We start from the raw sequence: 26917 nt of genomic DNA, 5'->3' as shown, positions 1-26917 counted from the left end.
CGCCGAAACCGCCCCTTCGCCTCCGCCCCACCGGACAGCCCCCACCGCTCCCAGGGGGCGCGTCCCCAGGCCAATTCTATCGGTGCCGCCCGACTGAACCAGCGGAAATGCCCGTGGCGGACCTGGTTGTCCACAAGGAAACCTCCCTGTGGACAACCCGAGTCTCAAGCGTCGAAATCGACCGTGATCGTCTCCGAGACCGGGTATGACTGGCACGTCAGCACGAACCCCGCGTCCACCTCCGCCTTCTCCAGCGCGAAGTTCCGCCGCAGGTCGACCTTGCCGTCCGTGACCTTCGCGCGGCACGTCCCGCAGACCCCGCCCTTGCACGCGAACGGCAGGTCCGGCCGGAACTTCTGCGCCCCGTCCAGGACCGAGGACGTGCGGGGCAGGGTCATCGTGCTGGAGCGGCCGTCCAGGACCACGCGGACCTCCGAAGACTCCCCCGCCACCTCCGGGTCGAGGTGCGCCACCGGCTCCGGGGGCGTGTCCACGTAGAACAGCTCCTGGTGCACCCGGGATTCCGGGACGCCCAGGGAAGCCAGCAGTTCCTGCGCGCCCGTCACCATCTCGAACGGGCCGCACAACCACCAATGGTCCACCGACGACACCGGCACCAACGAAGAGAACAGGGAACGCAGCTTCGGCACGTCCAGCCGTCCCGTGAACAGATCCGCCTCGCGCGGCTCACGCGAAAGAACGTGGATCAGCTCCAGGCGAGACGGCGCGCGGTCCTTCAGGTCCGCCAGCTCGTCCGCGAACATCACCGTGTCCGTGCGGCGGTTGCCGTACAAAACCGTAACTGTGGCCTCGGAAAAACGCAGCAACGACGCCACGATCGACAGCACCGGCGTGATGCCCGACCCCGCCGCGATCAGCACGTGGTGGCCGCCCGCGGACAGGTCGGGCGTGAACGACCCGGACGGCGGGGCCACCGAGATCGTGTCGCCCGCGCGGACGTCGTTCAGCAGCCACGACGAGAACAACCCGCCCGGCACCAGGCGCACCCCTACGCGGGGCGCGGAACCCGCCGCCGCGCAGATCGAGTACGACCGGCGCTCGTCGCGGCCCTCCACCTCGCGCCGGAGCGTCAACGACTGGCCCGGCTTGAAGTCGTACTCCGCCGACAGGGCGGGCGGCACCTCGAACGTCACCGCGACCGCGTCGTCGCACAGCCGCTCGATGCCCGCGACCTTCAGGTCGTGGAACCCTCGGGTAAGCGCCACCTCAGATCTCCTTGACGTGCTCGAACGGCTCGGCGCACGACCGGCAGCGCCGCAGCGCCTTGCAGGCCGTCGCGCCAAAGCGGGACTGCTCCTCCGTGTCCTCGGACCCGCACAGCGGACACGGAATCCGCGAGACCGGCGCCGACAGCGTCAGCGGGATCGGCCCCGACCGCCGCGGGGCCGCGCCCGGCGGGGCGATGCCGGCCGACGCCAGTTTTTGGCGCCCCGAGGCCGAAATCCAGTCCGACGTCCACGCCGGCGACAGCTGAGTCCGGATCTCGACGTCGGCGTAGCCCGCCGAAACCAGCGCGTGCTCGAGGTCGTCGCGCATCGTGTCCATCGCCGGGCAGCCCGTGTACGTCGGCGTGATCGCGACGACGACGCGGCCGTCCGACTCGGACACCGAGCGCAGCACGCCCAGGTCCGCCAGCGTCAGCATCGGCAGCTCGGGGTCGGTGACCGTGGCCGCGACGGCCGCCGCGGTCACCACTTCGCGTCCGGCATCGCCCGGGCCACGCTCTGCAGCTCCGCGAGCAGGAACCCCATCTGCTCGGTGTGGACGCCGTCGCGACCCGTCCGGCCCGAAACGCCCGCCAGCTCACCGGCGGTGGGCAAGACAAGCGTCGCCGCGGCCAGCGCCTGGTCCAGCACCGCGTCGAACTCCGGCCGCAGCGAAGCCGCGTCCACCAGCTCGAGCGGGTGCGTGCGGAACAGCTCCCCGACGTACGGCCAGACCGCGTCCAGGCCCTCCTGCATCCGCGAACGCGACAGCGGCGTCCCGTCGCCGAGGCGGACCAGCCACTGCGCCGCGTAGTCGCGGTGGTAGGTGACTTCCTTGACGCCCTTGACCGCGATCGCCGCGAGCACCGGGTCCACCGACGACACCAGCCGTTGCAGCAGCGCGAGGCGCCACGTCGAGAACACGAACAGCCGCGCGATCAGGTGCCCGAAGTGGCCGCCGCCCAGCTCCGCGAGCCGGACGTTGCGGAACTCGTTCTCGACGCGGTCGAAGGCGAACGAGTCCTCCGTGCGCGACGAGCCGTCGGCCTTGCCGGCCCGGGCGAGCAGCAGGCGCGCCTGGCCGAGCAGGTCGAGGCCGATGTTGGCGATCGCGACCTCGTCCTCCAGCTCGGGCGCGTTGGTGCACCACTCCTGCAGCCGGTGGGAGAAGATCAGCGCGTCGTCGCCCAGCATCAGGCAGTAGGCGGCCAGCGCGGCACCGTCCACACCGGACGGCACCGACGTGTCCACTCCGGACAGCGGGTCCTCGAAGCCGGTGCCGAACGCCCAGCGGGCGTCGTTCTCCTCGGTCAGCGACTCGTAGACGTTGTCGAAACTCATATGTGCGGCACCTCCTCGGGGATGTCGTAGAACGTCGGGTGCCGGTAGACCTTGTCGCCGCTCGGCGCGAAGAACGGGTCCTTCTCGTCCGGCGACGACGCCGTGATGTCCGACGCGCGCACGACCCAGATCGAAACGCCTTCGTTGCGGCGGGTGTAGAGGTCACGCGCGTGGTGCAGCGCCATCTGGTCGTCGGCCGCGTGCAGCGACCCGACGTGCACGTGGTTCAGGCCGCGCTTGCCGCGGACGAACACCTCGTACAACGGCCAGGCGTGCTTCACCAGGCCGGGTCCGGCGGGGACGCCCTCCAGCGGGACGGCGCCGTGGCCGCCTTCGGCAGTCAGGTCGCTCACTTGCGCTCCTCGTTCTTGGCGGCGTGTGCCACCGCGGCTTCACGGACCCAGGCGCCGTCTTCGTGCGCGCGGCGCCGGTGCGCGATCCGCGACGCGTTGCACGGGCCGTTGCCCTTCAGCACGTTCTTGAACTCGTCCCAGTCCACCGCGCCGAAGTCGTAGTGCCCGCGCTCGGTGTTCCACTTCAAGTCGGGGTCCGGGAACGTGACGCCCAGCGCGGAAGCCTGCGGCACCGACATGTCGACGAAGCGCTGCCGCAGCTCGTCGTTGGTGTGCCGCTTGACCTTCCACGCCATCGACTGCGCGGTGTTCGGCGAGTCGGCGTCCGGCGGGCCGAACATCATCAGCGATGGCCACCACCAGCGGTCGACGGCCTCCTGGACCATGTCCCGCTGCTGCTGGGTGCCCTTCATCATCGTCATCAGCAGCTCGTAGCCCTGCCGCTGGTGGAACGACTCCTCCTTGCAGATGCGGATCATCGCCCGCGCGTACGGCCCGTACGACGACCGGCACAGCGGCACCTGGTTGCAGATCGCCGCACCGTCCACCAGCCAGCCGATCACGCCGACGTCGGCGAAGGTCAGCGTCGGGTAGTTGAAGATCGACGAGTACTTCTGCCTGCCGGTGATCAGCTTGTCGGTCAGGTCCGCGCGGTCGGCGCCCAGCGTCGCCGCCGCCGAGTACAGGTAGAGCCCGTGGCCGGCCTCGTCCTGGACCTTGGCGAGCAGGATCGCCTTACGGCGCAACGACGGCGCGCGCGTGATCCAGTTGCCTTCGGGCTGCATGCCGATGATCTCCGAGTGCGCGTGCTGCGCGATCTGCCGGATCATCGTCTTGCGGTAGCCGTCCGGCACCCAGTCGCGCGGCTCGATGCGCTGGTCGCGCTCGATGGTGTGCTCGAAGTGCTCATGGAGCGGTGTCTGATCCAAGGTCACGGCTGCTCCTTCGAAACCAGGGTCAGGACGTCGTACTTGGCGACGGACTCGCCGTCGGCGTTGGTGACGTCGGCGTCCCAGCGGACCTCGCCGTACTCCTGGTCGATCCGCGGGGTGATCTGCTTGGCGGTGAGCGTCACCGTCAGCGAGTCGCCGACCTTGACCGGGGTGAGGAACCGCAGGTTCTCCAGGCCGTAGTTGGCCAGCACCGGGCCGGGTTCGGGCGAGACGAACAAGCCTGCCGCGAACGAGACGACCAGGTAGCCGTGCGCGACGATCCCGCCGAACAGCGGGTTCGCGGCCGCGGCCTCGGGGTCGGTGTGGGCGTAGAACGTGTCGCCGGTGAACTCGGCGAAGTGGTCGACGTCCTCCTGGCTGACCGTCCGCGGCCCGGCGACGACCGAGTCACCGATGCGCAGCTCCGCCAAGGATTTCCGGAACGGGTGGACGTCGCCCTCGGTGCGCGGTGCGCCGGTCACCCAGCGGCCGGTCACCGCGCTGAGCACGGCGGGCGAGCCCTGGACCGCCGTGCGCTGCATGTGGTGGAGCACGCCGCGAATGCCGCCCATCTCCTCGCCGCCGCCCGCGCGGCCGGGGCCGCCGTGAACGAGCTGCGGCATCGGCGAGCCGTGGCCGGTGGACTCCTTCGCGTCCTCGGCGTCCAGGACGAGCAGGCGGCCGTGGAACGGCGCCGCGCCCAGCACGACCTCGCGGACGAACTCCTTGTCCGCGCTGACGATCGACCCGGCCAGGCTGCCGCCGCCGCGCGCGGCGAAGTCGACGACCTGTTCGGTGGACGTGTACGGCATCAGCGTCGAGACCGGGCCGAACGCCTCGACCTCGTGCGGCTCCGAGCGCTCCGGGTCGGCCTTGAGCAGCACCGGTGAGATGAACGCGCCCCGCTCGGCGTCGGCGTCGACGACGTCGACCTTTTCCGGGTCGCCGAAGACGACGCTCCCGGCGTCCAGCAGCGCCTTCAGCGACCGCCGGACCTCCTCACGCTGCTCCAGGCTGGCCAGCGCGCCCATCCGGACGCCCTCGGCGGTGGGATTCCCGACCGTCACCTTCGCGAGCCGCTCCGAAGCCGCCGCGGCGACGTCGTCCAGCAGCGAGGCCGGGACGAACGCGCGGCGGATGGCGGTGCACTTCTGGCCGGCCTTGACCGTCATCTCGCTGGTCAGCTGCTTGACGAACAGGTCGAACTCGGTGGTCCCGCGCACCGCGTCCGGACCGAGGATCGAGCAGTTCAGCGAGTCGGCCTCGGCGTTGAACCGGACGGCGTTGCGGATGATCGCCGGGTGCGCCCGCAGCTTCTGGGCGGTGGACGCCGAGCCGGTGAACGACACCAGGTCCTGCGCGGTGACGTGGTCCAGGAGGTCGCCGACGCTGCCGGCGACGAACTGCAGCGTCCCCTCCGGCAGGATCCCGGACTCGATGATCAGCTCGACGAGCCGCGCGGTCAGGTACGCCGTCGAGCTGGCCGGCTTGACCAGGCTCGGGACCCCGGCGAGGAACGCGGGGGCGAACTTCTCCAGCGGCCCCCACACCGGGAAGTTGAAGGCGTTGATCTGGACGGCGACGCCCCGCAGCGGCGTCGCGATGTGCTGGGCGACGAACGTGCCACCCTTGCTCAGAGGCTCGACGGCGCCCTCGACGTAGACGGTGTCGTTGGGCAGCTCGCGCTTGCCCTTCGAGCCGTAGCTGAACAGGACGCCGATGCCGCCGTCGATGTCGAACTTCGAGTCACCCAGCGTGGCGCCCGTGCGCGCGGAGAGTGCGTACAGCTCCTCGCGGTGCTCCCGCAGGTGCGAGGCCAGCGCCTTCAGCAGGGCCGCACGCTGGTGGAACGTCAGCTCCCGCAGCGCCGGCCCACCCACGCGGCGGCCGTACTCCAGCGCGCCCGCGAAGTCGACGCCCGCCGACGAGATCCGGGCGACCTCCTCGCCCGTGGCCGCGTCGTGCAGCGGGACGCCGTCGTCCGCCGTGTGCCACTCCCCGGAGACGTAGCTGCGCAGCACTGCCATCAGGTCCCGACCTCCACCGAATTACCTACCGGACGTTCAGTTATTTGCATGGTAGCCGCCAGGCGCCGGGATCGGAAGGGGCGGCGCTTGACACCGGCCGGGCCACTGCCTTTACTGAGCGACACCGCCAGGTGACCGTCCATTCGGTAGGTCAGGCACGGAGGACGAATGACCAACGCCGCGCACACCATGTTCGCCGCCGACGAGGCGTCGCGCGCGCTGGGCATCGAGCTGGTCGAAGCCGGTGACGGCCGGGCCGTGGCGACCATGACGATCACCCCCGCGATGGTCAACGGCCACGACATCGCCCACGGCGGGTACGTCTTCCTGCTCGCCGACACCGCCTTCGCCTGCGCCTGCAACACCCACGGGCCGGTGACGGTCGCCGCCGGCGCCGAAATCTCGTTCGTCGCGGCCGGCCGGCTCGGGGACCACCTCGTCGCCACGGCCACCGAGCGCACCCGCTACGGCCGCAACGGCATCTACGACGTCACCGTGCACCGGGACACCCCCGAAGGGCCCGAGGTCGTCGCCGAATTCCGCGGCCGCAGCCGCGCCATCTCCGCGAAACGAGGCGATGCATGATCGAGGCGAACCCCTCCGCCGACGAGCTGGCCGCCCTGCAGCTCGAGCGTCTGCAATGGACACTCCGGCACGCGTACACGAACGTTCCGGCGTACCGGAAGAAGTTCGACGACGCCGGCGTCCACCCGGACGACTGCAAGGAGCTCGCCGACCTGGCGAAGTTCCCGTTCACGACGAAGCAGGACCTGCGGGAGAACTACCCGTTCGGGATGTTCGCGGTGCCGCAGGACCAGGTGCGGCGCATCCACGCCTCCAGCGGCACGACCGGCAAGGCCACTGTCGTCGGGTACACCGAGCAGGACATCGACACCTGGGCGACGGTGATGGCCCGGTCGATCCACGCCGCCGGCGGCCGTCCGGGCCACAAGCTGCACAACGCGTACGGCTACGGCCTGTTCACCGGCGGTCTCGGCGCGCACTACGGCGCGGAGAAGCTGGGCTGCACGGTGATCCCCGCGTCGGGCGGGATGACGGCGCGCCAGGTCCAGCTGATCACCGATTTCGAGCCCGAGATCATCATGGTCACGCCGTCGTACATGCTGACGCTGCTCGACGAGTTCGAGCGCCAGGGCGTCGACCCGCGCGCGAGCTCGCTCAAGGTGGGCATCTTCGGCGCGGAGCCGTGGACCGAGCAGATGCGCGCCGAGATCGAAGAGCGGTTCGCGATCGACGCCGTCGACATCTACGGGCTGTCCGAGGTGATGGGCCCGGGCGTCGCGCAGGAGTGCGTCGAGACGAAGGACGGCCTGCACATCTGGGAGGACCACTTCTACCCCGAGGTGATCGACCCCTTCGCCGAGAACGTGCTGAGTGACGGCGAAACCGGCGAGCTGGTGTTCACCTCGCTGACGAAGCAGGCGCTGCCGATCATCCGCTACCGCACCAGGGACCTCACGGCGCTGTCCCCGGGGACCGCGCGCCCGGCGTTCCGGCGGATGGACAAGGTCACCGGCCGCACGGACGACCTGATCATCCTGCGCGGGGTCAACGTCTTCCCGACGCAGATCGAGGAAATCGTGCTGCGCACGGAATCGCTGAGCCCGCACTTCCAGCTCGTCCGGTCCACGCGCGGGCGGCTCGACCACCTGACCGTGCTGGTCGAGGCGCGCCACGACGCTTCGGCCGCCGCCCGGGAGCAGGCCGCTGCCTCGCTGATCTCGGGCGTGAAGGACGGCGTGGGCGTGACGGTGTCGGTGGACGTCGTCGACCCGGACACCCTCGAGCGATCGATGGGCAAGATGCGGCGGATCATCGACCAGCGGAACCCGACGTGACCACACCGCGTCGCGGGCGCCCGGGCTACGACCTCGAATCGCTGCTGCAGGTGGCGGTCCGGCTGTTCAACGAGCGCGGGTACGACGGCACGAGCATGGAGGACCTCTCCCGCAAGCTCGGCATCACGAAGTCGGCGATCTACCACCACGTGCCCAGCAAGGAGGAACTGCTGCGGCTGGCGGTCGACCGGGCGCTGGACGGGCTGTTCGAAGTGGCGGCTTCGACGTCGCAGCTCGACGGGCGCGCGATCGACCGGCTGGAGCACCTGGTGCGCGGCAGCGTGCTGGTGCTGGCCGACCGGCTGCCGTTCGTGACGCTGCTGCTGAGGGTCCGCGGCAACACGAAGGTGGAGCGAGCGGCGCTGGCCCGCCGCCGCGAGTTCGACCTGCTGGTGACGGACCTGGTGAAGCAGGCGGAGGCGGAGGGCGACATCCGCCCGGACGTCGACCCGGCGGTGACCGCGCGGCTGATCTTCGGCATGGTGAACTCGCTGATCGAGTGGTACAAGCCGCGGCGCGGCTCGTCGGCGACGGAGGTGGCGGACGCGGTGTGCAAGGTGGCTTTCGAAGGCCTGCGCACCGGGTCGTAGCGTCAGTCCTCGGCGACCTGGGGCGGGCGCCCCGCTTGCCAGAGAAGGGCTTCGCGCAGTTGCTCGATCAACCGCTCGTCGTCCGCTTCGGACGGGTCGATGCCCAACGGGATCCAGCGCTCGGAAACCTTCGAACCCTCGTCGTAGCCCGTGATCACTATTCCCGAGTACGACAGGGACTCGTCGTCCGCGCAGTCGCCGTCCGGGAGCGGCTCGTCCGCTTCGAAGCCCTCGTCGAAGCTGACGTGACGATGCTGCAGGCGGACGCTCACCCAGCGTCCGGCCGGCCGGATCGGCGCGCCTTCTTCGGTCATCTGGCTCCTACCCCCGGTCGCTGGCCTCTGCCGTCTCGTCGCATCCGGGCGCCGGGAAGTTACCGGCCGGTTGTTCCGGTTGCGTAACGACAAAGGTTTGCGCGAAACACCCGTTGCCCGCCACCGGAGCCACTCTTTGACAATGGGTCAACTACTTGTTGACAGCATGCCGCTCCCCCGCGAGGCTGAGCGGATGACCAGTGGGACCCGGCCGCGGCGGCGCCGTCTCGAACCGGCCGAACGGCGCGCGGAGATCCTCGCCGCCGCCCGGCACCTGTTCGGCGCGGGCAGCTACGCCTCGGTGTCCACTTCGGACATCGCCGAGGCGGCCGGGGTGGCGCGGCCGCTCATCAACCACTACTTCGGCGGCAAGCGCGAGCTGTACCTGGAAGTGGTGCGGCAGTTGATGATCGTGCCCGCGCCGGTCACCGAAGCGCTGCCGGACACCACGATGGAAGAGCGGCTGACGATCGGCGTCGAGCGGTGGATCGACGTCGTGGACCGCAACCGCGACGCCTGGCTGACCGTCATCGGCCCCGAGTCCGCGGGCCGCGACCCCGAGATCGAGCGGATCATGCTGGAAGCCGACGAGATCGCCGCCGACCGGGTGCTGGAAGCCGCGCTAATGACCGACGTCACCGACGGCCGCGAGGAGCTGCGCGCGATGATCCGGTCGTTCGGCGGGATGCTGCGGGCCGCGTCGCGCGAATGGCTGATCCGCGGCACGCTCGACCGCGCGGCCCTGCGCACCTTCCTCACCGACTCGATCCTCAACCTGCTCAAGCTCACCTACCCGGCGGTGCTTGCCGAGCGGCCCGGAAGCGCCGTGCGAACGCCGCCGGCGTCATCCCGGTCCAGCGCTTGAACGCGTAGATGAAGCTCGACGCCTCGGCGTACCCGAGCCGGTACGCGACGTCCTCGACCGACAGGACGCCGGTGTCGAGCAGCTCTTCGGCCAGCGTCTGGCGGACCTCGTCGACCAGCGCGCGGTAGCTGGTGCCGGACTCGGTCAGGCGCCGCCGCAGCGTGCGCGTGCTGAGCGTCAGCTGGCGTGCGATCTCGTCCATGCCGGCGTCGACGCCGCCGAGCCGGACCAGGCGTTCCCGGACCTGCTGCGAGATGCCCGACCGGCGGCGTTTGCGCGCGACGAGCGCTTCGCACTGCGCGGCGCACAGCGCGACGGTCTGGTCGTTGGCCTGCGGCAGCGGCAGCATCAGCAGCGCGGGGTCGAGCGTCGCGCGGCAGGCGTCGGCACCGAACCGCGGCACCAGGCCGAACGCGGCCCGATAGGTGTCCACTGTGGACGACTCGTGCCGGAAGCTCAGGTCGTCCAGCACGATCTCCGGCAGCAGGTCGCGCATCACCGAGAAGATCGCCGCGAGGTCGCGCAGCACGAGGAACCGGGCGACGTCGGCGGGCACGCGGCTGTCGTCCAGTTCCAGCGTCAGGCGGTCGCTCTCCAGCTCGACGTGCGGGATGCAGAAGGCGAAGCTGAGGTCGAAGTAGCGCAGGGAGAACAGCATCGCGTCCCGCAGGGTCGGGCTGCTGATGCAGGCGAACCCGAAGATGCCGAAGGTGGTGACGCGGTAGCGGCGGCCGAGCTCCAGTGCCGTCGCGTCCGAGCCGTCCAGTTCGGCCAGCGCGCGGACGACGGCCAGTTCTTGACGCGCGTCGACCTGCACCGACGGGTCGGCGAGGAGCTCCGGCGAGAGCGTCGTCGCGGCGAGGAGCTTCCCGGCGGGCAGGCCGCGGTCGGCGGCGAACCGGGTCATCAGCTCGATGCTCGCGGTGCCGCGCGGGAAGTCCCAGTCCCCGACGGCGGGCGCGGCGAGCTCGGCCATGGCCGGATTATGGACCCGGAACTGTCGGTGCCGCTCGCTAGGGTGGCCCGGTGACCACGACGGTGAGCCGACAGGCACTGAACCGGGCGACGCTGGAGCGCCAGCTGCTGCTTCGCCGCGCGAAGATGTCCGCGCTCGACGCCGTCGAGCACCTCGCGGGGCTCCAGGCGCAAGCGCCGTTCCCGCCGTACTACGCGCTGTGGGCGCGGCTGCACGGCTTCCGGCCCGCCGACCTGGCCGCGCTGCTGGAGAGCAGGCAGGTGGTCCGGATCGCGCTGATGCGCGGCACGGTCCACCTGGTGACGGCGGCGGACGCACTGGCGTGGCGGCCGGCGGTCCAAGTGCTCTACGACCGCGACCTCAAGACGAACACGCTGCACGCGAAGGCGCTGGCCGGCCTGGACCACGACGCCGTCGCCTCGGCGGCGCGTGAGCTACTGGCCGCTTCGGCGTTGTCCAGCACAGCGCTGGGTGCCGAGCTGGCGCGGCGCTGGGACGTCCCCGCGGCCTCCCTGACGCACCTGGCCCGGGGGCGGTTGCCGCTGGTCCAGACTCCGCCGCGGGCGATCTGGGGCAAGGCCGGGCAGACGACGTACGCGTGCCTCGACCAGTGGGTGGGCGCGCCGCTACCCCCACCTTCGCCCGCTTCGCTGATTTCGCGCTACCTGCGCGCGTTCGGCCCGGCGACGGTGGCCGACGTCCAGACGTGGGCCGGCATCACCCGGCTGGGCGAGGTGGCGGCTTCGATGGACCTCCGGCGGCACCGCGATGAAGACGGGCGCGAGCTGCTGGACCTGCCGGAGCTTTCCGTGCCGGACGAGGACGTCCCGGCTCCGCCCCGGCTGCTGGGCCCGTTCGACCAGACGCTCCTGTCGTACGCGGACCGGACCCGGGTCATCTCCGACGCGCACCGCAAGCGGGTGATCACGCAGAACGGGCTGGTCAAGGGCACGCTGCTGGTGGGCGGGTACGTCCGCGGGTTCTGGGAGCGCAAGGCCGCGGTGCTGGAGCTGTCGCCGTTCGAGAAGCTGCCGAAGCGCGACCTCGCGGCGTTGGAGAGCGCGGCCGGACGCCTGCTGACCTGGGCGGAGCCGGACGCGGAGACCCGGGAGGTGCGCATCCACGCGCCGGACTGACGGCTGGCCGGAATTCTCGATCGAGTGACCGTTCGTGGCCTGTTGTCACAGGCTTCGGCTGCGTAGCTTTCCTCGCATGAGTAGTTCGGCGAAGGGGCCGTCGGTGCTGATCGTGGGCACCGGTTTCGGCGGCATCGGGACGGCGATCGAGCTGAAGCGCGCCGGGTTCACCGACTTCACGATCCTGGAGAGCGCGGCCGAGCCCGGCGGCGTCTGGCGGGACAACACCTACCCCGGCGCCGCGTGCGACATCCCGTCGCCGCTCTACTCGTTCTCCTTCGAGCCGAACCCGCGCTGGCCGAAGCGGTTCTCGCACCAGCCGGACATCCTGGGCTACCTGCGGCGCGTCATCGCGAAGTACGGGCTCGAGCCGCACATCCGCTACCGGACCGAGGTCACCGGCGCCGCGTTCGACGAGGGACGCGGGGTCTGGCGCGTCGAGACCCGGAGCGGTGAAACGCACGAGGCAAACGTTTTCGTCCCCGCCGTCGGCCAGCTGTCGCGGCCGGTGCTGCCGGACATCCCGGGCCGCGAGAGCTTCGGCGGCGACGCCTTCCACTCGGCGCGCTGGGACCACGACGTCGACCTGGCCGGCAAGCGCGTCGCCGTCATCGGGACCGGGGCCAGCGCCGTCCAGTTCGTGCCCGAGCTGCGCAAGCGCGCGAAGCACGTCACGGTCTTCCAGCGCACGCCGCCGTACGTCATGGCGAAGTCCGATCCGACCTACCGGCGGTGGCAGCACTGGCTGTTCGAGCACGTGCCGCCCACGCAGCTGCTCGGGCGGCTGCGGATCTTCCTGCTCGCCGAATACGCGACGTACGCGATGACTAAGCACCCCGTGCTGGCGAAGATGTTCGAGCTGCGGACGGCGCAGCTGCGCCGTCGCCACATCAAGGACCCGGAGCTGCGCGCGAAGCTGAAGCCGGCCTATCCCCTGGGCTGCAAGCGGATCCTGTTCACCAACGAGTACCTGCCCGCGCTGGCGCAACCGGACGTCGACGTCGAGACGCGGCGGATCTCTTCGATCACGCCGCGCGGCGTGCGCGTCGAGGACGGGACCGAGATCGACGCGGACGTCCTGGTCTACGGCACCGGGTTCGCCGCGACGGACTTCCTCGGCCGGCTGGAGGTGCGCGGCCTCGGCGGGCGGTCCCTGCGGGACGAGTGGGCCGGGGGCGCGCGGGCCTACCTGGGCATCGCCGTGCCCGGGTTCCCCAACATGTTCTGCGTCTACGGGCCGAACACCAACCTCGGCGCCGGGTCCATCATCTACATGATCGAGCGGCAGGCGCGCTACATCCGCCAGGCGGTCGAGCAGCTCGCGCGGCCCGGCGTGTCCTACGTGGACGTACGGGCGGAGGTCGAGGAGCGTTACGACCGGGAGGTCCAGGGGCGGCTGGGTCACAGCGTGTGGAGCGCCTGCACGAGCTGGTACCGGCAGGCCGACGGCCGGGTGACGACCAACTGGCCGGGCCTGGTCACCGAGTACGACCGCCGGACCCGGCGGCTCGAACCCGCCGACTTCCGGGTGGTGGCGTGATGGACTACGACGTCCTGGTGATCGGGTCGGGCTTCGGCGGGAGCGTCACGGCGCTGCGGCTGACCGAGAAGGGCTACCGCGTCGGCGTGCTGGAGACCGGCCGCCGGTTCGCCGACGACGAGTTCGCGAAGACGTCGTGGCGGCTGCGGAAGTACCTGTGGGCGCCCGCGCTGGGGTGTTTCGGCATCCAGCGGCTGACGCTGCTGAAGAACACGTTCGTGATGAGCGGCTCCGGCGTCGGCGGCGGTTCGCTGGTGTACGCGAACACGCTGTACGAGCCACCGGACAAGTTCTACGCCGATCCCCAGTGGGCGCACATCACCGACTGGAAGGACGAGCTGGCGCCGTACTACGACCAGGCGAAGCGGATGCTGGGCGTGGTCGAGAACCCGGCGACGACGGCCGCGGACCGGGTGCTGCTCGAGGTGGCCGAGGACATGGGCATCGGCCACACGTACCGCCGAACCCCGGTCGGCGTCTACTTCGGACAGTCCGGAGTGGACCCGTTCTTCGGCGGGGCCGGCCCGCTGCGTTCGTCGTGCACGTTGTGCGGCGAGTGCATGACCGGCTGCCGGGTCGGGGCGAAGAACACCACGGTGAAGAACTACCTGTACCTGGCCGAGCAGGCGGGTGCCGTCGTTCACCCCTTGACCACCGCGGTGACGGTGCGGCCGGTGCCCGGCGGGTACGCGGTCGACACGCGGCGGACCGGCGGCGTTTCCCGCCGGACGTTCACGGCGTCGCAGGTGGTGTTCTCGGCCGCGGCGTTGGGAACGCAGCGGTTGTTGCACCGCATGCGCGACACCGGTGTTCTGCCTTCGCTTTCCCCGCGACTGGGTCTGCTGGCGCGGACGAACTCGGAGGCGGTACTGGCGGCGAGGTCGCTGCGCCCGGACACGGACTACACGCGGGGTGTCGCGATCACGTCGTCGATCCACCCGGACGACGTGACGCACGTGGAGCCGGTGCGGTACGGGCGGGGCAGCAACGTGATGGGCCTGATGGCCACGGTGCTGGTGGACGGCGTCGCGGGCCGCCGTCGCTGGGTCCTGGGGTTGCGCGAGCTGTGGCGGCAGCGCCGTCATCTGCTGCGCATCCACAACCCGCGGCGCTGGTCGGAGCGGATGATCGGGCTGCTGGTGATGCAGACTTTGGACAATTCGGTGACGACGTACACGAAGCGTGGGTTGTTCGGCCGCCGGATGACGACTCGCCAGGGTTCCGGAGCGCCTTCGCCGTCCTGGATCCCGGCCGGGCACGAGGTGACGCGCCGGGTGGCTTCGAAGATCGGCGGGCTGCCCCAGGGCGCGTGGACGGACATGGCGAACATCCCGATCACGGGCCATTTCATCGGCGGGTGCGCGATCGGGGATTCGGCTTCGACCGGGGTCGTGGATCCTTATCAGCGAGTGTTCGGGTATCCGGGGCTGCACGTTGTCGACGGGTCGGCGATCTCGGCGAACCTGGGGGTGAACCCGTCGCTGACGATCACGGCGCAGGCCGAGCGGGCGATGGCTTTCTGGCCGAATCGGGGTGAGTCGGATCCGCGGCCGGCGTTGGGGTCGCCGTATCAGCGGGTGGCGCCGGTGGTGCCGAAGAACCCGGTGGTGCCGTCGGAGGCGCCGGGGGCACTGAGGTTGCCGATCACGCCGGTGTAGCAGTTCGCTCGCTTCGGGCGACTCTGGGCAGGTGGACCGGCCGAAGCCGGTTCCCGACGAGACCGGAGGCCGGAAGTGACCGTCACCCACCCGACGACGCCCGGGCCGCCGCCGCGCCGTTCCGAGGAGAAGTGGAAGACCATCGGCCAGGTCCTCGCGGTGGTCTCCGGGTTGCTGACGGTGGCCGCCAGCCTCTTGACCCTGTTGACGGTGAACGCCAACCGCGAGAAGAGCCTCGCGGAGTCGACCGCCGCCGACCGGGGCAGCCGGCTGACCTCGGCCCAGCAGGAAATCAGCAGCCTGAAGCAGCAGACTTCCCCGCCGGCCACCGAAGCCTCCCCCACCACGGCCCAGACTGGGGGAACCGTGCGGCACGAGGGAAATGTCAGCATCGCGCGCGACTTCACGGTAGACCTCGACAGCCCCGCGTCGGATCCGCAATGGGGCACCACCGGCTCCTTCACCGGCAAGAACGACCTGAGCTTCAACGGTCGCGACTTCGGCTACGTCGGCTGGAGCGCGACGGTGAAGCTCCCCGGCTCGGCCACGGGCAGCTACCAATCGTGCCGCGAGGAGACCGGATACGAAAACGGCCGGTACGCAATCGATGACCTGGCGGCCGGCCAGGGCTACTGCGTCAAGACTTCCGACGGACGCTTCGCGGCGGTCCGCCTGACTGCTGTGAGCGCGACGAAAGTCAGCTTCGACGTCACCACCTACGAGAAGTGAGCGGCCGGCGACGACAATGTCCCCATGTGGACGACACCTGGCATCATCGTCCTGCCCCGGGACCAGGGGATCGCGGCAGTCGAAGCCGTCCCGCCGCCAGGCGTGGTCGCCGTCGCCCGGATCGACGGTGCCGCCGCTAGGAGCGAGGACGAGCTGTTCGGCCAGTTCTCGGACGCGCTGCGGTTCCCGGCTTACTTCGGCTGGAACTGGGACGCCCTCTCCGACTGCCTGCGCGACCTGAACTGGCTGCCGGCGGACCGGTACCTGGTCGTCGTCGAGGAGCCGATGCGGTTGCTGGGCGGCGACGCGGAAGGCCGGCGGACCCTCCTCGGAATCCTCGGGCGGGCCGCGCGGGAGTGGGCGAACCCGCTGGGCCGTCCGGGCAACGCCGGGGTCCCGTTCCGGACCATCCTCCTCGCCGCGGAAGCCGACGTCGAAGCGCTGCGGACCGAGCTGCGCGGCTAGAACGCGAAAAGGCCCTCCCGGACCGCGCTTCCGGGAGGGCCTTTCAGCGCACGGTTACGGCAGGCCCGCGAGCCCGGCCGACACCGTGTTGGCGAACGCGTACCCGTTCGACGCGTCCCAGTTGATCGACCACGTCATCGCGCCGCGGATCGTCGGGTATGTCGCCGACGGCTTGAATGAGCCGCACGATGTTCCTCGCGCCAGGCAGTTCAGCGCCGACACCGTGTTCGACGGGGCCTGGTAGCCGCCGCCCGCCGCCTGTGAGGACGCCGGGAGGCCCAGCCCAACCTGGTCCGCGCGCAGGCCGCCCTGGAGCTGGATGCACGCCAGCGCCGTCAGGAAGTCGACCGTGCCCTGCGCGTACACGCTGCCGTTGCAGCCGAGCATCGTGCCGGAGTTGTAGTACTGCATGTTGACGACCGTCAGGATGTCCTTGATGCCCAGCGCCAGCTGGAAGTAGCCGCCCTGGGTGGACTGCATGTCGATCGTCTGCGGCGCCATCGTGATCACCTTGCCGCCGCCGTTGTAGATGCTGCGCAGCGCCTGGCCCATGTACGTCGCGTTGATGCCGTTCTCGAGGTCGATGTCGACGCCGTCGAAACCGTAGTTCGAGATCAGCGACTTGACGCTGTTCGCGAAGTTGTTCGCCGACGAAGAGTCGCTCACGCTGATCGTGCCGTTCTGGCCGCCGACCGAGATGATGACCCGCTGGCCGCGCGCCTGGACCGTCTTGATGTCGGCCTTGAACTGCGCGTCCGTGTAGCCGCCGAGCTGCGACGACAGGCCTGAATCGAGCGTGAAGCTCACCGCGCCCGGCGTGCCCGTGGCGTCCGCGAACGACACCGCGATGATGTTGTACTTCGTCGGGACGTCGGCCAGCTTCAGCGCCTTGGCGCCGTTGTAGAAGTTCTGCCAGTAGCCGGTCAGGACGTGCTTCGGCAGGTCACCCTGCGTGGGCGGCGGCGTGGTCGTCGTCGGCGGGGTCGTGGTGGTGGGCGGGGTCGTCGGCGTGGTCGGCGTCGTGGGCGTGGTCGGCGTCGTCGGCGGCGGGGTGCCCGGGCCGTCGAGGCTGACGTCGTCGGCGTAGTACGTCGGCTGGCCGTACCAGCCGTGCAGGTACACCGTCAGCGACGTGCTCGAGCCGGTCGTGAAGCTCAGCGACAGCTGCTGGTAGCCGCTGGTGCCCGGGGTCCACGTGCTGGTCGTCGCCGAGCCGGAAACGCCCAGGTAGACGTAGCTGCCCTGGACCCAGGCCGACAGCTTGTAGGCCGTGTTCGCCGAGACGGTGAGCGTCTGCGAGCACTGCGCGTTGTCCGACGACGTCGGCGTCACGTTCAGCGCACGGCTCCCGCTGTGGACCGGGCTGCTCACCGCGGTCGGCGGGGAGGTGCACGTCCAGCCCGAGGTGCCGGCTTCGAAGCCGGGGTTGGCCAGGATGTTCGCCGCCGAGGCGTTGCCGGCGAGGACGAACGTCACGCCGAGACTCAGCGCGACCACGGAAAGTAACGAAAGCAGGGCTAGACGAACCTTGGGGACCACGGGCGACCTCCACGAAGGCGGTGAGGCAGGTCACCACAAAATGGACTAGACCAATATGATTGTCAAGGAGCCCCATCCGAAAGTCGGGGTGGCGGAAACGGCAGAATGAGACGATCGGAACCAGGCGAAGCAGGAGCGTGTAGCAGTGAGCGTGTCGGTCGAGCAGAGGATCGCCGAAGAACTGGGCGTGCGCGAAGGACAGGTCAAGGCCACCGTCGAGCTGCTCGACGGCGGTTCGACCGTCCCGTTCATCGCGCGGTACCGCAAGGAAGTCACCGGCATGCTCGACGACGCGCAGCTGCGCACGCTCGAAGAGCGGCTGCGCTACCTGCGGGAACTCGACGAGCGCCGGCTCGCGGTGCTCGAATCCATCCGCAGCCAGGGCAAGCTGGACGAGGCCCTCGAGGCGTCGATCCTCGCCGCGGACACGAAGTCACGGCTGGAGGACATCTACCTCCCGTTCAAGCCGAAGCGTCGCACGAAGGCCATGATCGCGCGCGAAGCGGGCCTCGAGCCGCTGGCCGACGGCCTGCTGAACGACCCGACGACCGACCCGCAGGCCGCGGCCGCGGTGTTCGTCGACGCGGACAAGGGCGTCGCGGACGCGCAGGCCGCCCTCGACGGCGCCCGCTCGATCCTCGTCGAGCGCTTCGCCGAGGACGCCGACCTCATCGGTGACCTGCGCGAGAAGATGTGGGGCCAGGGTCACCTGGTCGCCAAGGTGCGCGCGGGCAAGGAGGAGGAAGGCGCGAAGTTCTCGGACTACTTCGACTTCTCCGAGCCGTACACCAAGCTCCCCTCGCACCGGATCCTCGCGATGCTGCGCGGCGAGAAGGAAGAGGTCCTCGACCTCACCATGTCGCCGGACGAGCCCACCGACGAGCCGCAGGTCGGCCCGACCGACTACGAGACGCGCATCGCCGCGAAGTTCGGCATCACGCAGCAGGGCCGGCCGGGCGACAAGTGGCTCGGCGACACCGTGCGCTGGGCGTGGCGCACCAAGATCCTCCTGCACCTGGGCATCGACCTGCGGATGCGGCTGCGCCAGGCGGCCGAGGACGACGCCGTGCGCGTTTTCGCGGCCAACCTGCGCGACCTGCTGCTGGCCGCGCCGGCCGGCACCCGCGCCACGATGGGCCTCGACCCGGGCTTCCGCACCGGCGTCAAGGTGGCCGTCGTGGACGCGACCGGCAAGGTCGTCGACACCCACGTCATCTACCCGCACCAGCCGGCGAACAAGTGGGACCAGTCGATCGCGGAGCTGGCGGCGCTGTGCGCCCGGCACCAGGTCGACCTGATCTCGATCGGCAACGGCACGGCGTCGCGCGAGACGGACAAGCTCGCGATCGAGCTCATCAAGAAGCACCCCGAGCTGAAGCTGACCAAGGCGATCGTGTCCGAGGCGGGCGCGTCGGTGTACTCGGCGTCGGCGTTCGCTTCGGCGGAGCTGCCGAACATGGACGTCTCGCTGCGCGGCGCGGTCTCGATCGCGCGACGGCTGCAGGACCCGCTGGCCGAGCTGGTGAAGATCGACCCGAAGTCGATCGGTGTCGGGCAGTACCAGCACGACCTGTCCGAGGTTTCGCTGTCGCGCTCCCTCGACGCGGTGGTCGAGGACTGCGTGAACGCGGTCGGCGTGGACGTCAACACGGCGTCGGCGCCCCTGCTGACCCGCGTCTCGGGCATCACGACGGGGCTGGCGGAGAACATTGTCTCCCACCGCGACACGAACGGGCCGTTCCGCTCCCGGACGGCGCTGAAGGAGGTCGCGCGCCTCGGCCCGAAGGCGTTCGAGCAGTGCGCGGGCTTCCTGCGCATCCCGGACGGCGACGACCCGCTCGACTCGTCGTCGGTGCACCCGGAGGCGTACCCGGTGGTCCGGCGCATCCTGTCGGCGACGGGCACGGACCTGCGCTCGCTGATCGGCAACACGCGGACGCTGTCGTCGTTGAAGCCGGCGCAGTTCGTGGACGAGACGTTCGGTCTCCCGACGGTGACGGACATCCTGGCGGAGCTGGACAAGCCGGGCCGCGACCCCCGCCCGGCGTTCAAGACGGCGACGTTCGCGGAGGGCGTGGACAAGATCGGCGACCTGAAGCCGGGAATGCGGCTCGAGGGAGTCGTGACGAACGTGGCGGCGTTCGGGGCGTTCATCGACGTGGGCGTGCACCAGGACGGGCTCGCGCACGTTTCGGCGCTGTCGAAGAATTTTGTGAAGGATCCTCGGGAAGTCGTGAAGCCCGGGGACATCGTGAAGGTGAAGGTTCTGGACGTCGATGTGCCGCGGAAGCGGATTTCGCTGACGCTGCGGTTGGACGACGAGCCGGGTGCCCCGGCTGGGAACCGCGGTGGCGGCGGTGGGGGTCGTGACCGGGGTCAAGGCGGTGGCGGCGGTGGTCAGCGTCGTGGCGGTTCGGGCGGCGGGGGCGGTCAGCGCGGCGGCTCCGGTGGTGGTGGCGGTCGGGGCGGGAATTCCGGCTCCGGCTCGGGCGGCAGCGGCTCGATGGCGGACGCGCTGCGGCGCGCCGGGTTCGGCAAGTAGGACCTCGGTATCCACAGGCCGGCGGAGTTGTGGACAACTCCGCCGGTCGGTGGCTTTCCGGCCAGGTTCGTCGGTGAGCGCCGATAGACTGGACCAGGGCACGCCCCCCTAGGAGTGGCGGGGGCACGCCCGGGTCGGCGTAGCGCGGCCAGGCCCACCACCAGCCGTGTCACGTGACCGCAGAAACCGCTGCCTGACTGCGGCGCGTCCGATCCCGGCTCGCCACGAGCCTCAGGCCCGTTTCGACGAGCAGCCACCCGAGGCGCTGCCGTCGCGTGACGGTCCGCCCGCGAGATTGGCGCCGCGCCGCTCTCAGCTCGGTCTCTCGTTCGCGGACCAGGTCTTCCGCCATCAAGAAGTGCACCACGTTCGTCCCCCTCAGCCTGGCTTCGATGTGTCGGGTTCCTCTGGTTGCGCTTGCCGCGGGAACGCCGACCAGTGCGCGATCACGCTGTGGTCGCCCGGGCGCGCGTCCCGGCGGTAGCGGTTGATCACCGCGTCGATCTCGTCGCTCATCGCCACCGTTTCCTCGGGCGTGAGGGACAACCTCGCGTCGCCGAAAACGGCCTTGTCGTACCACTCCCCCACCCACCTCGGCAGTTCGCTGAGGAACTGCGACTCCGCCTGGTAGCGCTGCTCGATCACGGACCGCAGGAACATGTCCATGGGAGCGGCGAGGTCCGGGTCGTCGATGAAGTCCGCGGCCCGCATCCGCGTCGACTCCTCCACCGAGCGCCACCAGCGCTCGCGCTTGTTCCCGCGTTCGGTGTCCTCTTCGACCAGGCCGGCTCCGGCCAGCAGACGCAGGTGCCAGCTGGTGGTTCCGGAGCTTTCGCCGACCCGCTTCCCCAGCCCGGTCGCGGTGGCGGGACCGTCCGCCTGCAACAGGTCGAGCATGCGCATCCGCAGCGGGTGGGCCAGCGCCCGGAGCATCCGCGCGTCGATCGGTCGTGACGCCCCGGTCCGGCGATCCTCGGTCATGGGCTCAGCCTAAACCGCAGAGAGCCCTTTGCAAAGCATCCTCTGCGATCCCGTCGCGCTCAGCGCAGCGCGGCCAAGCCGACCACGAACAACACCCCCGGCACCACCGCGGCCGCCGAGCTGATCACCCCGGTTCCGCCGCGCCAGCCCACCGGGGACGCGTCCAGCACCAGCCGCCTCAGCAGGGCCGCCTCCACCACCGCCGCCAGCAGGAACCCGAAGCCCACGCTGAAGATCGCCGCCGCCCCCACGAAGAACAAGCCGGACGTCGACGCCGCTCCCAGCGGGGCCGCGATCTCCCACCGGACCAGCCCGGCGGCCAAAGCGAGCAGCGCCAGCAGCACGACGAACGCCACGAGGAAGCCGATGCGGGCCGTCGTCTGGTGCTGAGCCCGCGCGAACCACCAGAACCCCGCGTCGAGCACGAAGACCACCGTGGCCAACACCACGAACCCGGCACGGAACGTCAGCACCCGGTCACTCTAACCAGGCGGAACGCGCGCCATGATCGCGGTCGCGTGGCCGTCGGGGTCGGTGAAGAACGCCATCCACTCCTCCACCCCGGACTCGTGGCGGAAGATCAGGTGCGGCGCGCCGACGAACTCGACGCCCCGCGCGCGCAGCGAGTCGTACGCCGCGTCGATGTCCGGGACCGTGAAGTACAGCACCGACTCCGCTCCGCGCGGCTCGCCCGCCGTCAGGAACAGCCGGACGCCGTCGCAGTCGAAGAACGCCAAGTCCCCGAACGTGTAGAGGTGTTCCAGGCCGAGCACGTCGCCGTAGAACGCCTTTGCCCGGTCGAGATCCGTCACGGTCCGCGAAACCTGGCCGATCGGTCCCAGCATCGGTGCCTCCTCCGAAACCCGGCCCGCGAGCGCACTGTCCGCCGCGGCGCCGCGCCACGTGCGCAGCTCGGCCCGTCCGGTCAGGCCGAGCTTGCGGACGGCGTTGCCGACGTGGAACTTGACGGCGTCCCGGCTCGTGCCGCGCCGCCTCGCGATCTCGCCGTTGCTCAGGCCGTGGCGGACCGCGTCGACCACCCGCCACTCGGCGGGGGTCAGCCGGTCGGGGTGCCGTGGCCTGCCGCGCTCGCCCACGCGCCGACGATAGCCCCGGATCCGCCGAATTACCCTCCCCCGGCGAACCGCACCTCGACCGCGCCCAGCGCGCCGAAGTCGGCGACCACCTGCCCGCCGGCGTGGATCGGGCACGGCGGGGTCGCCGTCCCCGTCGTCACGATGTCGCCGGGGCGCAACGCGAGGCCGTGGCGGGGCAGTTCCATCGCCAGCCAGTGCAGCGCCAGCCGCGGGTCGCCGAGCACCAGGCTGCCGCTGCCGCGCGAGAACTCCTCGCCGTCGGCGTGCAGGACGACCTGCTGCCGCGGGAGGTCGAGGTCGCGCCAGCCCGGCACCGCCCGCCCCTCGACGAACCGGCCCGCGCACGCGACGTCGGCCAGCAGCTGCGGCCCGCCCGCGTGCCGGTGGTCGGTGTAGCGGCTGTCCGGCATCTCGAGCGCGAGGACCATCGTGTCCACGGCGTCGAGCACCGCGGTCAGCGACGGCGACAGCCCGGGGTCGGCCTTGAGCCGGAAGGCGAACTCGGGCTCGGCGACGCCCATCGTCATCGTGTCGGCCGGCACCGGCTCGCCCTCGGCGTGGCGGAACCGCTCGAACATCACCCCCGCCAGCGGGCCGGGGACGTCGAGGTACTGGCGGGCGTACGCGGTCGTCGCGGCGATCTTCCAGCCGGACACCGGCCCGGCCAGCGCGGCGAGCGCCGTCTGCGCGGCCATGCCCTCGGCGAGGTCGCGCGGGCGGGCGTCGTCGGGAAGGCCGTCGAGGCGTTTCCCGGTCTGCCACGCATCCCAGATGAGTTCCGCCGCCCGCTCTCGGTTCACCCTCGCGATCTTGCCAACCGGAAGACCGGGTGTCGATCGGCTTCCGCGGCGAAGGCTTCGGCGGAGTCGCTGAGCTTCGCGTCGAAGAACGGCGCCGTCACGGGGATCTTGCGCACGTACGCGCGCAGCACCGGCCCGGCCGCCGCGGCGTCGGCCTCTTCGACGGACCACGTCTCGCGCGTGCGGCCGCGCCGCAGCCGGGCGGTGGCGTCGGCGCGCAGGTTGTGCACCCAGCCGACCTGCCCGTACGGCGAGACGAGCCAGCGGTCACCGCCGACCTCGAGGACGTTGACCGGAGTGGTCCGGTCCACTCCGCTCTTGCGTCCTCGCGTGGTCAGCAGGTAGCCGGTGCGCCCGTTGACCGGGATCCCGCGCTCCAGCAACGCCGTCACGACGACGTTCGCGGCCTTGCGCATCACGCCGAGCTGGTACTTCCTGGCCATCACGGGTGCATAGCGTAGACCCCGGAAAGCTCGCGGACCCTCGTCCAGACGTTCTCGAAGCGCTCGGCGTCCACCACCGGCTTGCGCAGCGCGGCCAGGGCGATCGCCTGCTGGGCGTCGGTCGAGCTCGCCTTGCCGTTCAGGTCGACCGCCGCGGCGCTGAAGTCCTGCACCAGCACGGCGAAGATCTGGTCGACGACCTCCTCGTCGAGGCCGGTGATCTCGGCCTGCTCCAGGATCAGCTGGCCGTAGACGATGAGCGTGAACAGCTCGGTCAGCGCGAGCCCGAAGTCGAGGTCGGCCTGCTGGGCCTCGTCCGGCGCGGCCTCCGTGAGCAGCTTGACGAGGTACCCCGCCTGCTCGGTGAACAGCGCGACGTTCGGGATGTGCGCGGCGCCGGCGTAGGCGGTCTTCCAGTCGTGGAAGCGGACCTTCGACAGGCCGCGCGCCGGACCCTGGCGGAAGAGGAACTCGTCGTCCGCGGCGTCGGTGCGGGTCCCGACCGGCGCGTACTCCTGCGGCGCGAACAGGTACGCGGGCATGAACTTCGCGATCAGCGCGAGGTTCACGGCCACCGTGCCTTCGAGCTTGGGCAGGCCATCGATGTCGTTCTTGGACATCGCGAGGTACGTGTCGGCCTCGAAGCCCTTGGCCGCGACGACGTCGGCGACCAGGCCGATCACCTTCTGCGCCTCGGTCGTCACCTTCATCTTGGTGATCGGGTTGAACAGCAGGTAGCGGCGGTCTTCGGCGTGCGCGCTGCGGAAGTAGTCGACGGCGCGGTCGGAGAACAGCTTCATCGCGGTCAGCCGCGCGTAGGCCTCGACGAACTCGCGGCGCACGTGCGGGAAGTTCGTGACGGGCTTGCCGTACAGGACGCGGTTGTGCGCGTGCGTGATGGCCTCGTACAGCGAGTGCGTCGCCATGCCGATGCCGCCGAAGCAGAGGTTGAACTTGCCGATGTTGACCGTGTTCAACGCGGCGCTGAAGGCTTCGGCGCCGACGTGGAGGATGTCGTCGGCGTGCACCGGGTAGTCCTCGAGCCGGAACTCCGCGACGTACATCTGCGACGGCACCACGTTCTTCACCACGTGGTAATTCGGGTGCTCGGAATCGGCGTAGAAGAAGACGTACTGGTCCGGGCCCTCGACGCCGTCGATGCGGCCGAAGACCGACACCGTGCGCGCGCAGTTGCCGTTGCCGATGTAGTACTTCGAGCCGGTGGCGCGGTAGCCGTCGCCGTCCTTCGTCAGTACCAGGTCGGACGAGTAGATGTCGGCGCCGTGGTCCTTTTCGGACAGTCCGAAGGCGCCGACGCCGCCGGCGTCGAGGGCGTCCGCCGCGCGCTTGCGGGCGACGTCGTTGCCGCTCTGCCAGACCGGGCCGAGGCCGAGGATCGTGACCTGCCACGGGTACCAGTAGTTCAGGCCGTAGAACCCGAGGATCTCCGACAGCGCGGCGACGCGGGCGGTGTCCCAGCGCTTGTCCGGGTTCCCGCCGGCGTTCGCGGCCGGCGTCAGGAAGGTCGAGAACAGGCCTTCCTTGCCCGCGAACTCGAGGAAGTCCGCGTAGAAGGTGCGGGCGTGGTAGTCCTCGGCCAGCTTCGCCTTGCCGCGCTGCTCGAACCAGTCGATGGTGGCCCGGAGCAGCCGGCGCGTCTCCGCGTCGAAGTGGCTCGGGTCGTACTCGTGCGGGTTCAGCAGCATGGCACTCCTCTTCGATTACCGACCGGTAACTTAGCAAGTCTCCTCGAGTGCGGGCAATCTCACTAGGGGTACGTCACTCCCACCGGCTACACTGATCTTGCGGGCCGCTCAGTTCTGCCTCGGCCCGCTGCTGTTGTCGACTACCACGCGCCGCGGCCGTTGACCGGTCTGCGCCGGGCAGGACAACCCTTCTCAGATTACGGAGACCAGGGCGCAGTGGCGCCCGCATGCACTTATGAGCACTTTCGCTGAACTCGGCCTGCCCACGACCCTGGTGGACGCACTGGCCGCGCAGGGCGTCACCGAGCCCTTCCCCATCCAGGCGGCGACCCTGCCGCACACCCTCGCCGGGCGCGACGTGCTCGGCCGCGGCCGGACCGGCTCCGGCAAGACCTACGGCTTCGTCCTGCCCCTGCTGGCGCGCCTCTCGGCGGGCCCGACGCGGCGCAAGCCGGGCCGCCCCCGCGCGCTGATCCTGGCGCCGACCCGCGAGCTCGCGACCCAGATCGAAGCCTCGATCCTGCCGCTGGCGAAGCCGCTGGGCCTGAAGACGACCACCATCTTCGGTGGCGTGAGCGCGAACCCGCAGATCACGCGGCTGCGTGACGGCGTCGACGTCGTCGTCGCCTGCCCCGGCCGGCTCGCCGACCACATGCGCTCCGGCCACGTGAAGCTCGACGCGATCGAGATCACCGTCCTCGACGAGGCCGACCACATGGCCGACCTGGGCTTCCTGCCCGAGGTGCGCCGGATCATGGACCAGACGCCGTCGCGCGGGCAGCGCATGCTGTTCTCCGCGACGCTGGACAACGGCGTCGACGTGCTGGTCAAGCGCTTCATGAACGACCCGATCACGCACAGCGTCGACTCGGCGCAGTCGCCGGTGTCGACGATGGAGCACCACGTCCTGCACCTCGAGGAGACCCACCGGCTGCCGGTGCTGGTCGACCTGACCGCGGCCCCGGGCCGCACGCTGGTGTTCACCCGGACGAAGAGCCGCGCGAAGGCGCTGACGCGCAAGCTCGTGGCGTCCGGTGTCCCGGCGGTCGAGCTGCACGGCAACCTGGGCCAGAACGCGCGCACCCGCAACCTGGAGGCGTTCTCGTCCGGCGCCGCCAAGACGCTGGTCGCGACCGACATCGCGGCCCGCGGCATCCACGTCGACGACGTCCGCCTGGTCATCCACGCGGACCCGCCGGTCGAGCACAAGGCGTACCTGCACCGCTCGGGCCGCACGGCGCGCGCGGGCGCGTCGGGCACGGTCGTGACGCTGATGACGGACGCGCAGGTCCGCGACGTGCGCGACCTGACGCGCAAGGCCGGCATCAAGCCGACGACGACCCAGCTCGGCCCGGGTCACCCGCTGCTGGCGGAGCTGGCCCCGGGTGAGCGTTCGTTCACGGCGTCGCCGAAGCGGCCGCCGGTGGACGACCGGCCGAAGAAGGTCACCGCTTCGGGCGCGGCGCCGGGCGGCGGCCGCGGCCGCCGTGGCGCTCCCGCCACGCCGAAGGAGAACCGCGGCGGCCAGCGTTCCCGCGCGAACGGCCAGGCCCGCCGCGACGAGGCGCAGCAGCCGCGGTCGGAGCGCCAGGGTTCCGGCCGGTCGGCGGGCGCTTCCGGCGGTTCGCGACGCTCCGGCGCCCCGGCCGCTTCGGGTGGGGCACGACGCTCCGGCGCTCCCGCGGCCGCGGGCGGCCGCCGTTCGGGCTCCGGCTCGAGTGGGGGCGCGGCGGCCTTCTCGTCCGGCACCCGTGCGGGCGGCCGCCGGGGCCGCTGAGCCGGCAAGCGAACGACTCGA

General features: G+C 70.6%; 26 protein-coding genes. 11 read left to right on the top strand and 15 right to left on the bottom strand.

Annotated features, from left to right (window positions below):
- Nucleotides 1–164: 164 nt before the first annotated feature.
- From paaE to paaZ, 6 genes are all read right to left on the bottom strand, one after another.
- The gene (gene paaE / locus ABZ342_RS03590; protein ID WP_360468441.1) at nt 165–1226 is read right to left on the bottom strand and encodes a 1,2-phenylacetyl-CoA epoxidase subunit PaaE; all 1062 of its coding nucleotides are present in this window, start codon (nt 1224–1226) and stop codon (nt 165–167) included.
- Nucleotide 1227: 1 nt separating this feature from the next.
- Nucleotides 1228–1716, bottom strand: a complete 489-nt coding sequence (gene paaD, locus ABZ342_RS03585) for a 1,2-phenylacetyl-CoA epoxidase subunit PaaD (RefSeq protein WP_155544958.1) — start codon at nt 1714–1716, stop codon at nt 1228–1230.
- On the bottom strand, nt 1710–2567 hold the full coding sequence (paaC, locus tag ABZ342_RS03580; protein WP_360468440.1) for a 1,2-phenylacetyl-CoA epoxidase subunit PaaC: 858 nt from the start codon (nt 2565–2567) through the stop codon (nt 1710–1712). Before paaC ends, paaD begins: the two co-directional genes overlap by 7 nt.
- Nucleotides 2564–2848: a 1,2-phenylacetyl-CoA epoxidase subunit PaaB gene (gene paaB, locus ABZ342_RS03575; RefSeq protein WP_360468742.1), complete on the bottom strand. Its 285-nt coding sequence runs from the start codon at nt 2846–2848 to the stop codon at nt 2564–2566. Before paaB ends, paaC begins: the two co-directional genes overlap by 4 nt.
- A gap of 68 nt (nt 2849–2916) precedes the next feature.
- Complete coding sequence (paaA, locus tag ABZ342_RS03570; protein ID WP_360468439.1) at nt 2917–3855, bottom strand: 1,2-phenylacetyl-CoA epoxidase subunit PaaA; 939 nt, start codon at nt 3853–3855, stop codon at nt 2917–2919.
- Complete coding sequence (paaZ, locus tag ABZ342_RS03565; RefSeq protein ID WP_360468438.1) at nt 3852–5879, bottom strand: phenylacetic acid degradation bifunctional protein PaaZ; 2028 nt, start codon at nt 5877–5879, stop codon at nt 3852–3854. Before paaZ ends, paaA begins: the two co-directional genes overlap by 4 nt.
- Before the next feature lie 168 nt (nt 5880–6047).
- Between paaZ and paaI the strand changes: the two genes are divergently transcribed.
- From paaI to ABZ342_RS03550, 3 genes are read left to right on the top strand one after another with little or no spacing between them, the layout of a single operon-like run.
- Nucleotides 6048–6464 carry a hydroxyphenylacetyl-CoA thioesterase PaaI gene (paaI, locus tag ABZ342_RS03560; protein ID WP_360468437.1) on the top strand — a complete coding sequence of 139 codons (417 nt, stop codon included), beginning with the start codon at nt 6048–6050 and terminating at the stop codon, nt 6462–6464.
- A complete protein-coding gene (paaK, locus tag ABZ342_RS03555) occupies nt 6461–7738 on the top strand; it encodes a phenylacetate--CoA ligase PaaK (RefSeq protein WP_360468436.1) in 1278 nt (425 codons plus the stop codon). The genes paaI and paaK overlap by 4 nt, the downstream gene beginning before the upstream one ends.
- A complete protein-coding gene (locus ABZ342_RS03550; RefSeq protein WP_360468435.1) occupies nt 7735–8328 on the top strand; it encodes a TetR/AcrR family transcriptional regulator in 594 nt (197 codons plus the stop codon). Before paaK ends, ABZ342_RS03550 begins: the two co-directional genes overlap by 4 nt.
- A 2-nt stretch (nt 8329–8330) precedes the next feature.
- Here ABZ342_RS03550 and ABZ342_RS03545 read toward each other — a convergent pair whose 3' ends face one another.
- Nucleotides 8331–8642, bottom strand: coding sequence for a hypothetical protein (locus ABZ342_RS03545; protein WP_360468434.1), 312 nt, complete (start codon nt 8640–8642; stop codon nt 8331–8333).
- 193 nt (nt 8643–8835) lie between these two features.
- Here ABZ342_RS03545 and ABZ342_RS03540 point away from each other — a divergent pair, with 193 nt between their 5' ends.
- Nucleotides 8836–9507 carry a TetR/AcrR family transcriptional regulator gene (locus ABZ342_RS03540; protein ID WP_360468433.1) on the top strand — a complete coding sequence of 224 codons (672 nt, stop codon included), beginning with the start codon at nt 8836–8838 and terminating at the stop codon, nt 9505–9507.
- Here the strand turns inward: ABZ342_RS03540 and ABZ342_RS03535 are convergent.
- On the bottom strand, nt 9428–10483 hold the full coding sequence (locus ABZ342_RS03535; protein ID WP_360468432.1) for an AraC family transcriptional regulator: 1056 nt from the start codon (nt 10481–10483) through the stop codon (nt 9428–9430). The genes ABZ342_RS03540 and ABZ342_RS03535 overlap by 80 nt on opposite strands.
- Nucleotides 10484–10533: 50 nt before the next feature.
- Here ABZ342_RS03535 and ABZ342_RS03530 point away from each other — a divergent pair, with 50 nt between their 5' ends.
- From ABZ342_RS03530 to ABZ342_RS03510, 5 genes are all read left to right on the top strand, one after another.
- Entirely contained in the window at nt 10534–11619 is a 1086-nt protein-coding gene (locus ABZ342_RS03530; RefSeq protein ID WP_360468431.1) for a winged helix DNA-binding domain-containing protein, read from the top strand.
- Nucleotides 11620–11695: 76 nt separating this feature from the next.
- Entirely contained in the window at nt 11696–13159 is a 1464-nt protein-coding gene (locus ABZ342_RS03525; protein ID WP_360468430.1) for an NAD(P)/FAD-dependent oxidoreductase, read from the top strand.
- Complete coding sequence (locus ABZ342_RS03520) at nt 13159–14817, top strand: GMC family oxidoreductase (protein ID WP_360468429.1); 1659 nt, start codon at nt 13159–13161, stop codon at nt 14815–14817. The genes ABZ342_RS03525 and ABZ342_RS03520 overlap by 1 nt, the downstream gene beginning before the upstream one ends.
- A gap of 75 nt (nt 14818–14892) precedes the next feature.
- Nucleotides 14893–15546 (top strand): hypothetical protein, encoded by a 654-nt coding sequence (locus ABZ342_RS03515; protein WP_360468428.1) that lies wholly within the window; start codon nt 14893–14895, stop codon nt 15544–15546.
- 24 nt (nt 15547–15570) lie between these two features.
- Nucleotides 15571–16011 (top strand): barstar family protein, encoded by a 441-nt coding sequence (locus ABZ342_RS03510; RefSeq protein ID WP_360468427.1) that lies wholly within the window; start codon nt 15571–15573, stop codon nt 16009–16011.
- A gap of 54 nt (nt 16012–16065) precedes the next feature.
- On the opposite strand, the gene ABZ342_RS03505 is transcribed toward ABZ342_RS03510, so the two are convergent.
- Entirely contained in the window at nt 16066–17550 is a 1485-nt protein-coding gene (locus ABZ342_RS03505; protein ID WP_360468426.1) for a glycosyl hydrolase family 18 protein, read from the bottom strand.
- 145 nt (nt 17551–17695) lie between these two features.
- Here ABZ342_RS03505 and ABZ342_RS03500 point away from each other — a divergent pair, with 145 nt between their 5' ends.
- The gene (locus tag ABZ342_RS03500; RefSeq protein ID WP_360468425.1) at nt 17696–20092 is read left to right on the top strand and encodes a Tex family protein; all 2397 of its coding nucleotides are present in this window, start codon (nt 17696–17698) and stop codon (nt 20090–20092) included.
- Between the two features lie 378 nt (nt 20093–20470).
- Here the strand turns inward: ABZ342_RS03500 and ABZ342_RS03495 are convergent, their stop codons facing one another.
- The 6 genes from ABZ342_RS03495 to ABZ342_RS03470 are packed head-to-tail and all read right to left on the bottom strand — an operon-like array spanning nt 20471 to nt 25119.
- Complete coding sequence (locus ABZ342_RS03495) at nt 20471–21073, bottom strand: helix-turn-helix domain-containing protein (RefSeq protein WP_360468424.1); 603 nt, start codon at nt 21071–21073, stop codon at nt 20471–20473.
- 59 nt (nt 21074–21132) lie between these two features.
- Complete coding sequence (locus ABZ342_RS03490) at nt 21133–21546, bottom strand: hypothetical protein (protein WP_360468423.1); 414 nt, start codon at nt 21544–21546, stop codon at nt 21133–21135.
- Between the two features lie 9 nt (nt 21547–21555).
- Nucleotides 21556–22170, bottom strand: a complete 615-nt coding sequence (locus ABZ342_RS03485) for a VOC family protein (RefSeq protein WP_360468422.1) — start codon at nt 22168–22170, stop codon at nt 21556–21558.
- A 29-nt stretch (nt 22171–22199) separates the two neighbouring features.
- Entirely contained in the window at nt 22200–22970 is a 771-nt protein-coding gene (locus ABZ342_RS03480; protein ID WP_360468421.1) for a fumarylacetoacetate hydrolase family protein, read from the bottom strand.
- A complete protein-coding gene (locus ABZ342_RS03475; RefSeq protein WP_360468420.1) occupies nt 22967–23413 on the bottom strand; it encodes a nitroreductase family deazaflavin-dependent oxidoreductase in 447 nt (148 codons plus the stop codon). Before ABZ342_RS03475 ends, ABZ342_RS03480 begins: the two co-directional genes overlap by 4 nt.
- Entirely contained in the window at nt 23413–25119 is a 1707-nt protein-coding gene (locus tag ABZ342_RS03470; RefSeq protein WP_360468419.1) for an acyl-CoA dehydrogenase, read from the bottom strand. Before ABZ342_RS03470 ends, ABZ342_RS03475 begins: the two co-directional genes overlap by 1 nt.
- A 235-nt stretch (nt 25120–25354) precedes the next feature.
- Between ABZ342_RS03470 and ABZ342_RS03465 the strand changes: the two genes are divergently transcribed.
- Complete coding sequence (locus ABZ342_RS03465) at nt 25355–26896, top strand: DEAD/DEAH box helicase (protein WP_155544935.1); 1542 nt, start codon at nt 25355–25357, stop codon at nt 26894–26896.
- Nucleotides 26897–26917 lie beyond the last annotated feature (21 nt).

The organism is Amycolatopsis sp. NPDC005961 (assembly GCF_040629235.1).
Lineage (GTDB): Bacteria > Actinomycetota > Actinomycetes > Mycobacteriales > Pseudonocardiaceae > Amycolatopsis > Amycolatopsis camponoti.
This window is presented reverse-complemented; position numbering and strand designations above follow the sequence as displayed.

What these genes read in the sequence shown, in the direction of transcription:
- paaC (WP_360468440.1), bottom strand. Translation starts at nt 2,567, where the DNA reads ATGAGTTTCGACAACGTCTACGAGTCGCTGACCGAGGAGAACGACGCC.
- paaZ (WP_360468438.1), bottom strand. Translation starts at nt 5,879, where the DNA reads ATGGCAGTGCTGCGCAGCTACGTCTCCGGGGAGTGGCACACGGCGGAC.
- paaI (WP_360468437.1), top strand. Translation starts at nt 6,048, where the DNA reads ATGACCAACGCCGCGCACACCATGTTCGCCGCCGACGAGGCGTCGCGC.
- paaK (WP_360468436.1), top strand. Translation starts at nt 6,461, where the DNA reads ATGATCGAGGCGAACCCCTCCGCCGACGAGCTGGCCGCCCTGCAGCTC.
- ABZ342_RS03545 (WP_360468434.1), bottom strand. Translation starts at nt 8,642, where the DNA reads ATGACCGAAGAAGGCGCGCCGATCCGGCCGGCCGGACGCTGGGTGAGC.
- ABZ342_RS03540 (WP_360468433.1), top strand. Translation starts at nt 8,836, where the DNA reads ATGACCAGTGGGACCCGGCCGCGGCGGCGCCGTCTCGAACCGGCCGAA.
- ABZ342_RS03535 (WP_360468432.1), bottom strand. Translation starts at nt 10,483, where the DNA reads ATGGCCGAGCTCGCCGCGCCCGCCGTCGGGGACTGGGACTTCCCGCGC.
- ABZ342_RS03525 (WP_360468430.1), top strand. Translation starts at nt 11,696, where the DNA reads ATGAGTAGTTCGGCGAAGGGGCCGTCGGTGCTGATCGTGGGCACCGGT.
- ABZ342_RS03520 (WP_360468429.1), top strand. Translation starts at nt 13,159, where the DNA reads ATGGACTACGACGTCCTGGTGATCGGGTCGGGCTTCGGCGGGAGCGTC.
- ABZ342_RS03510 (WP_360468427.1), top strand. Translation starts at nt 15,571, where the DNA reads ATGTGGACGACACCTGGCATCATCGTCCTGCCCCGGGACCAGGGGATC.
- ABZ342_RS03495 (WP_360468424.1), bottom strand. Translation starts at nt 21,073, where the DNA reads ATGACCGAGGATCGCCGGACCGGGGCGTCACGACCGATCGACGCGCGG.
- ABZ342_RS03475 (WP_360468420.1), bottom strand. Translation starts at nt 23,413, where the DNA reads ATGGCCAGGAAGTACCAGCTCGGCGTGATGCGCAAGGCCGCGAACGTC.
- ABZ342_RS03470 (WP_360468419.1), bottom strand. Translation starts at nt 25,119, where the DNA reads ATGCTGCTGAACCCGCACGAGTACGACCCGAGCCACTTCGACGCGGAG.
- ABZ342_RS03465 (WP_155544935.1), top strand. Translation starts at nt 25,355, where the DNA reads ATGAGCACTTTCGCTGAACTCGGCCTGCCCACGACCCTGGTGGACGCA.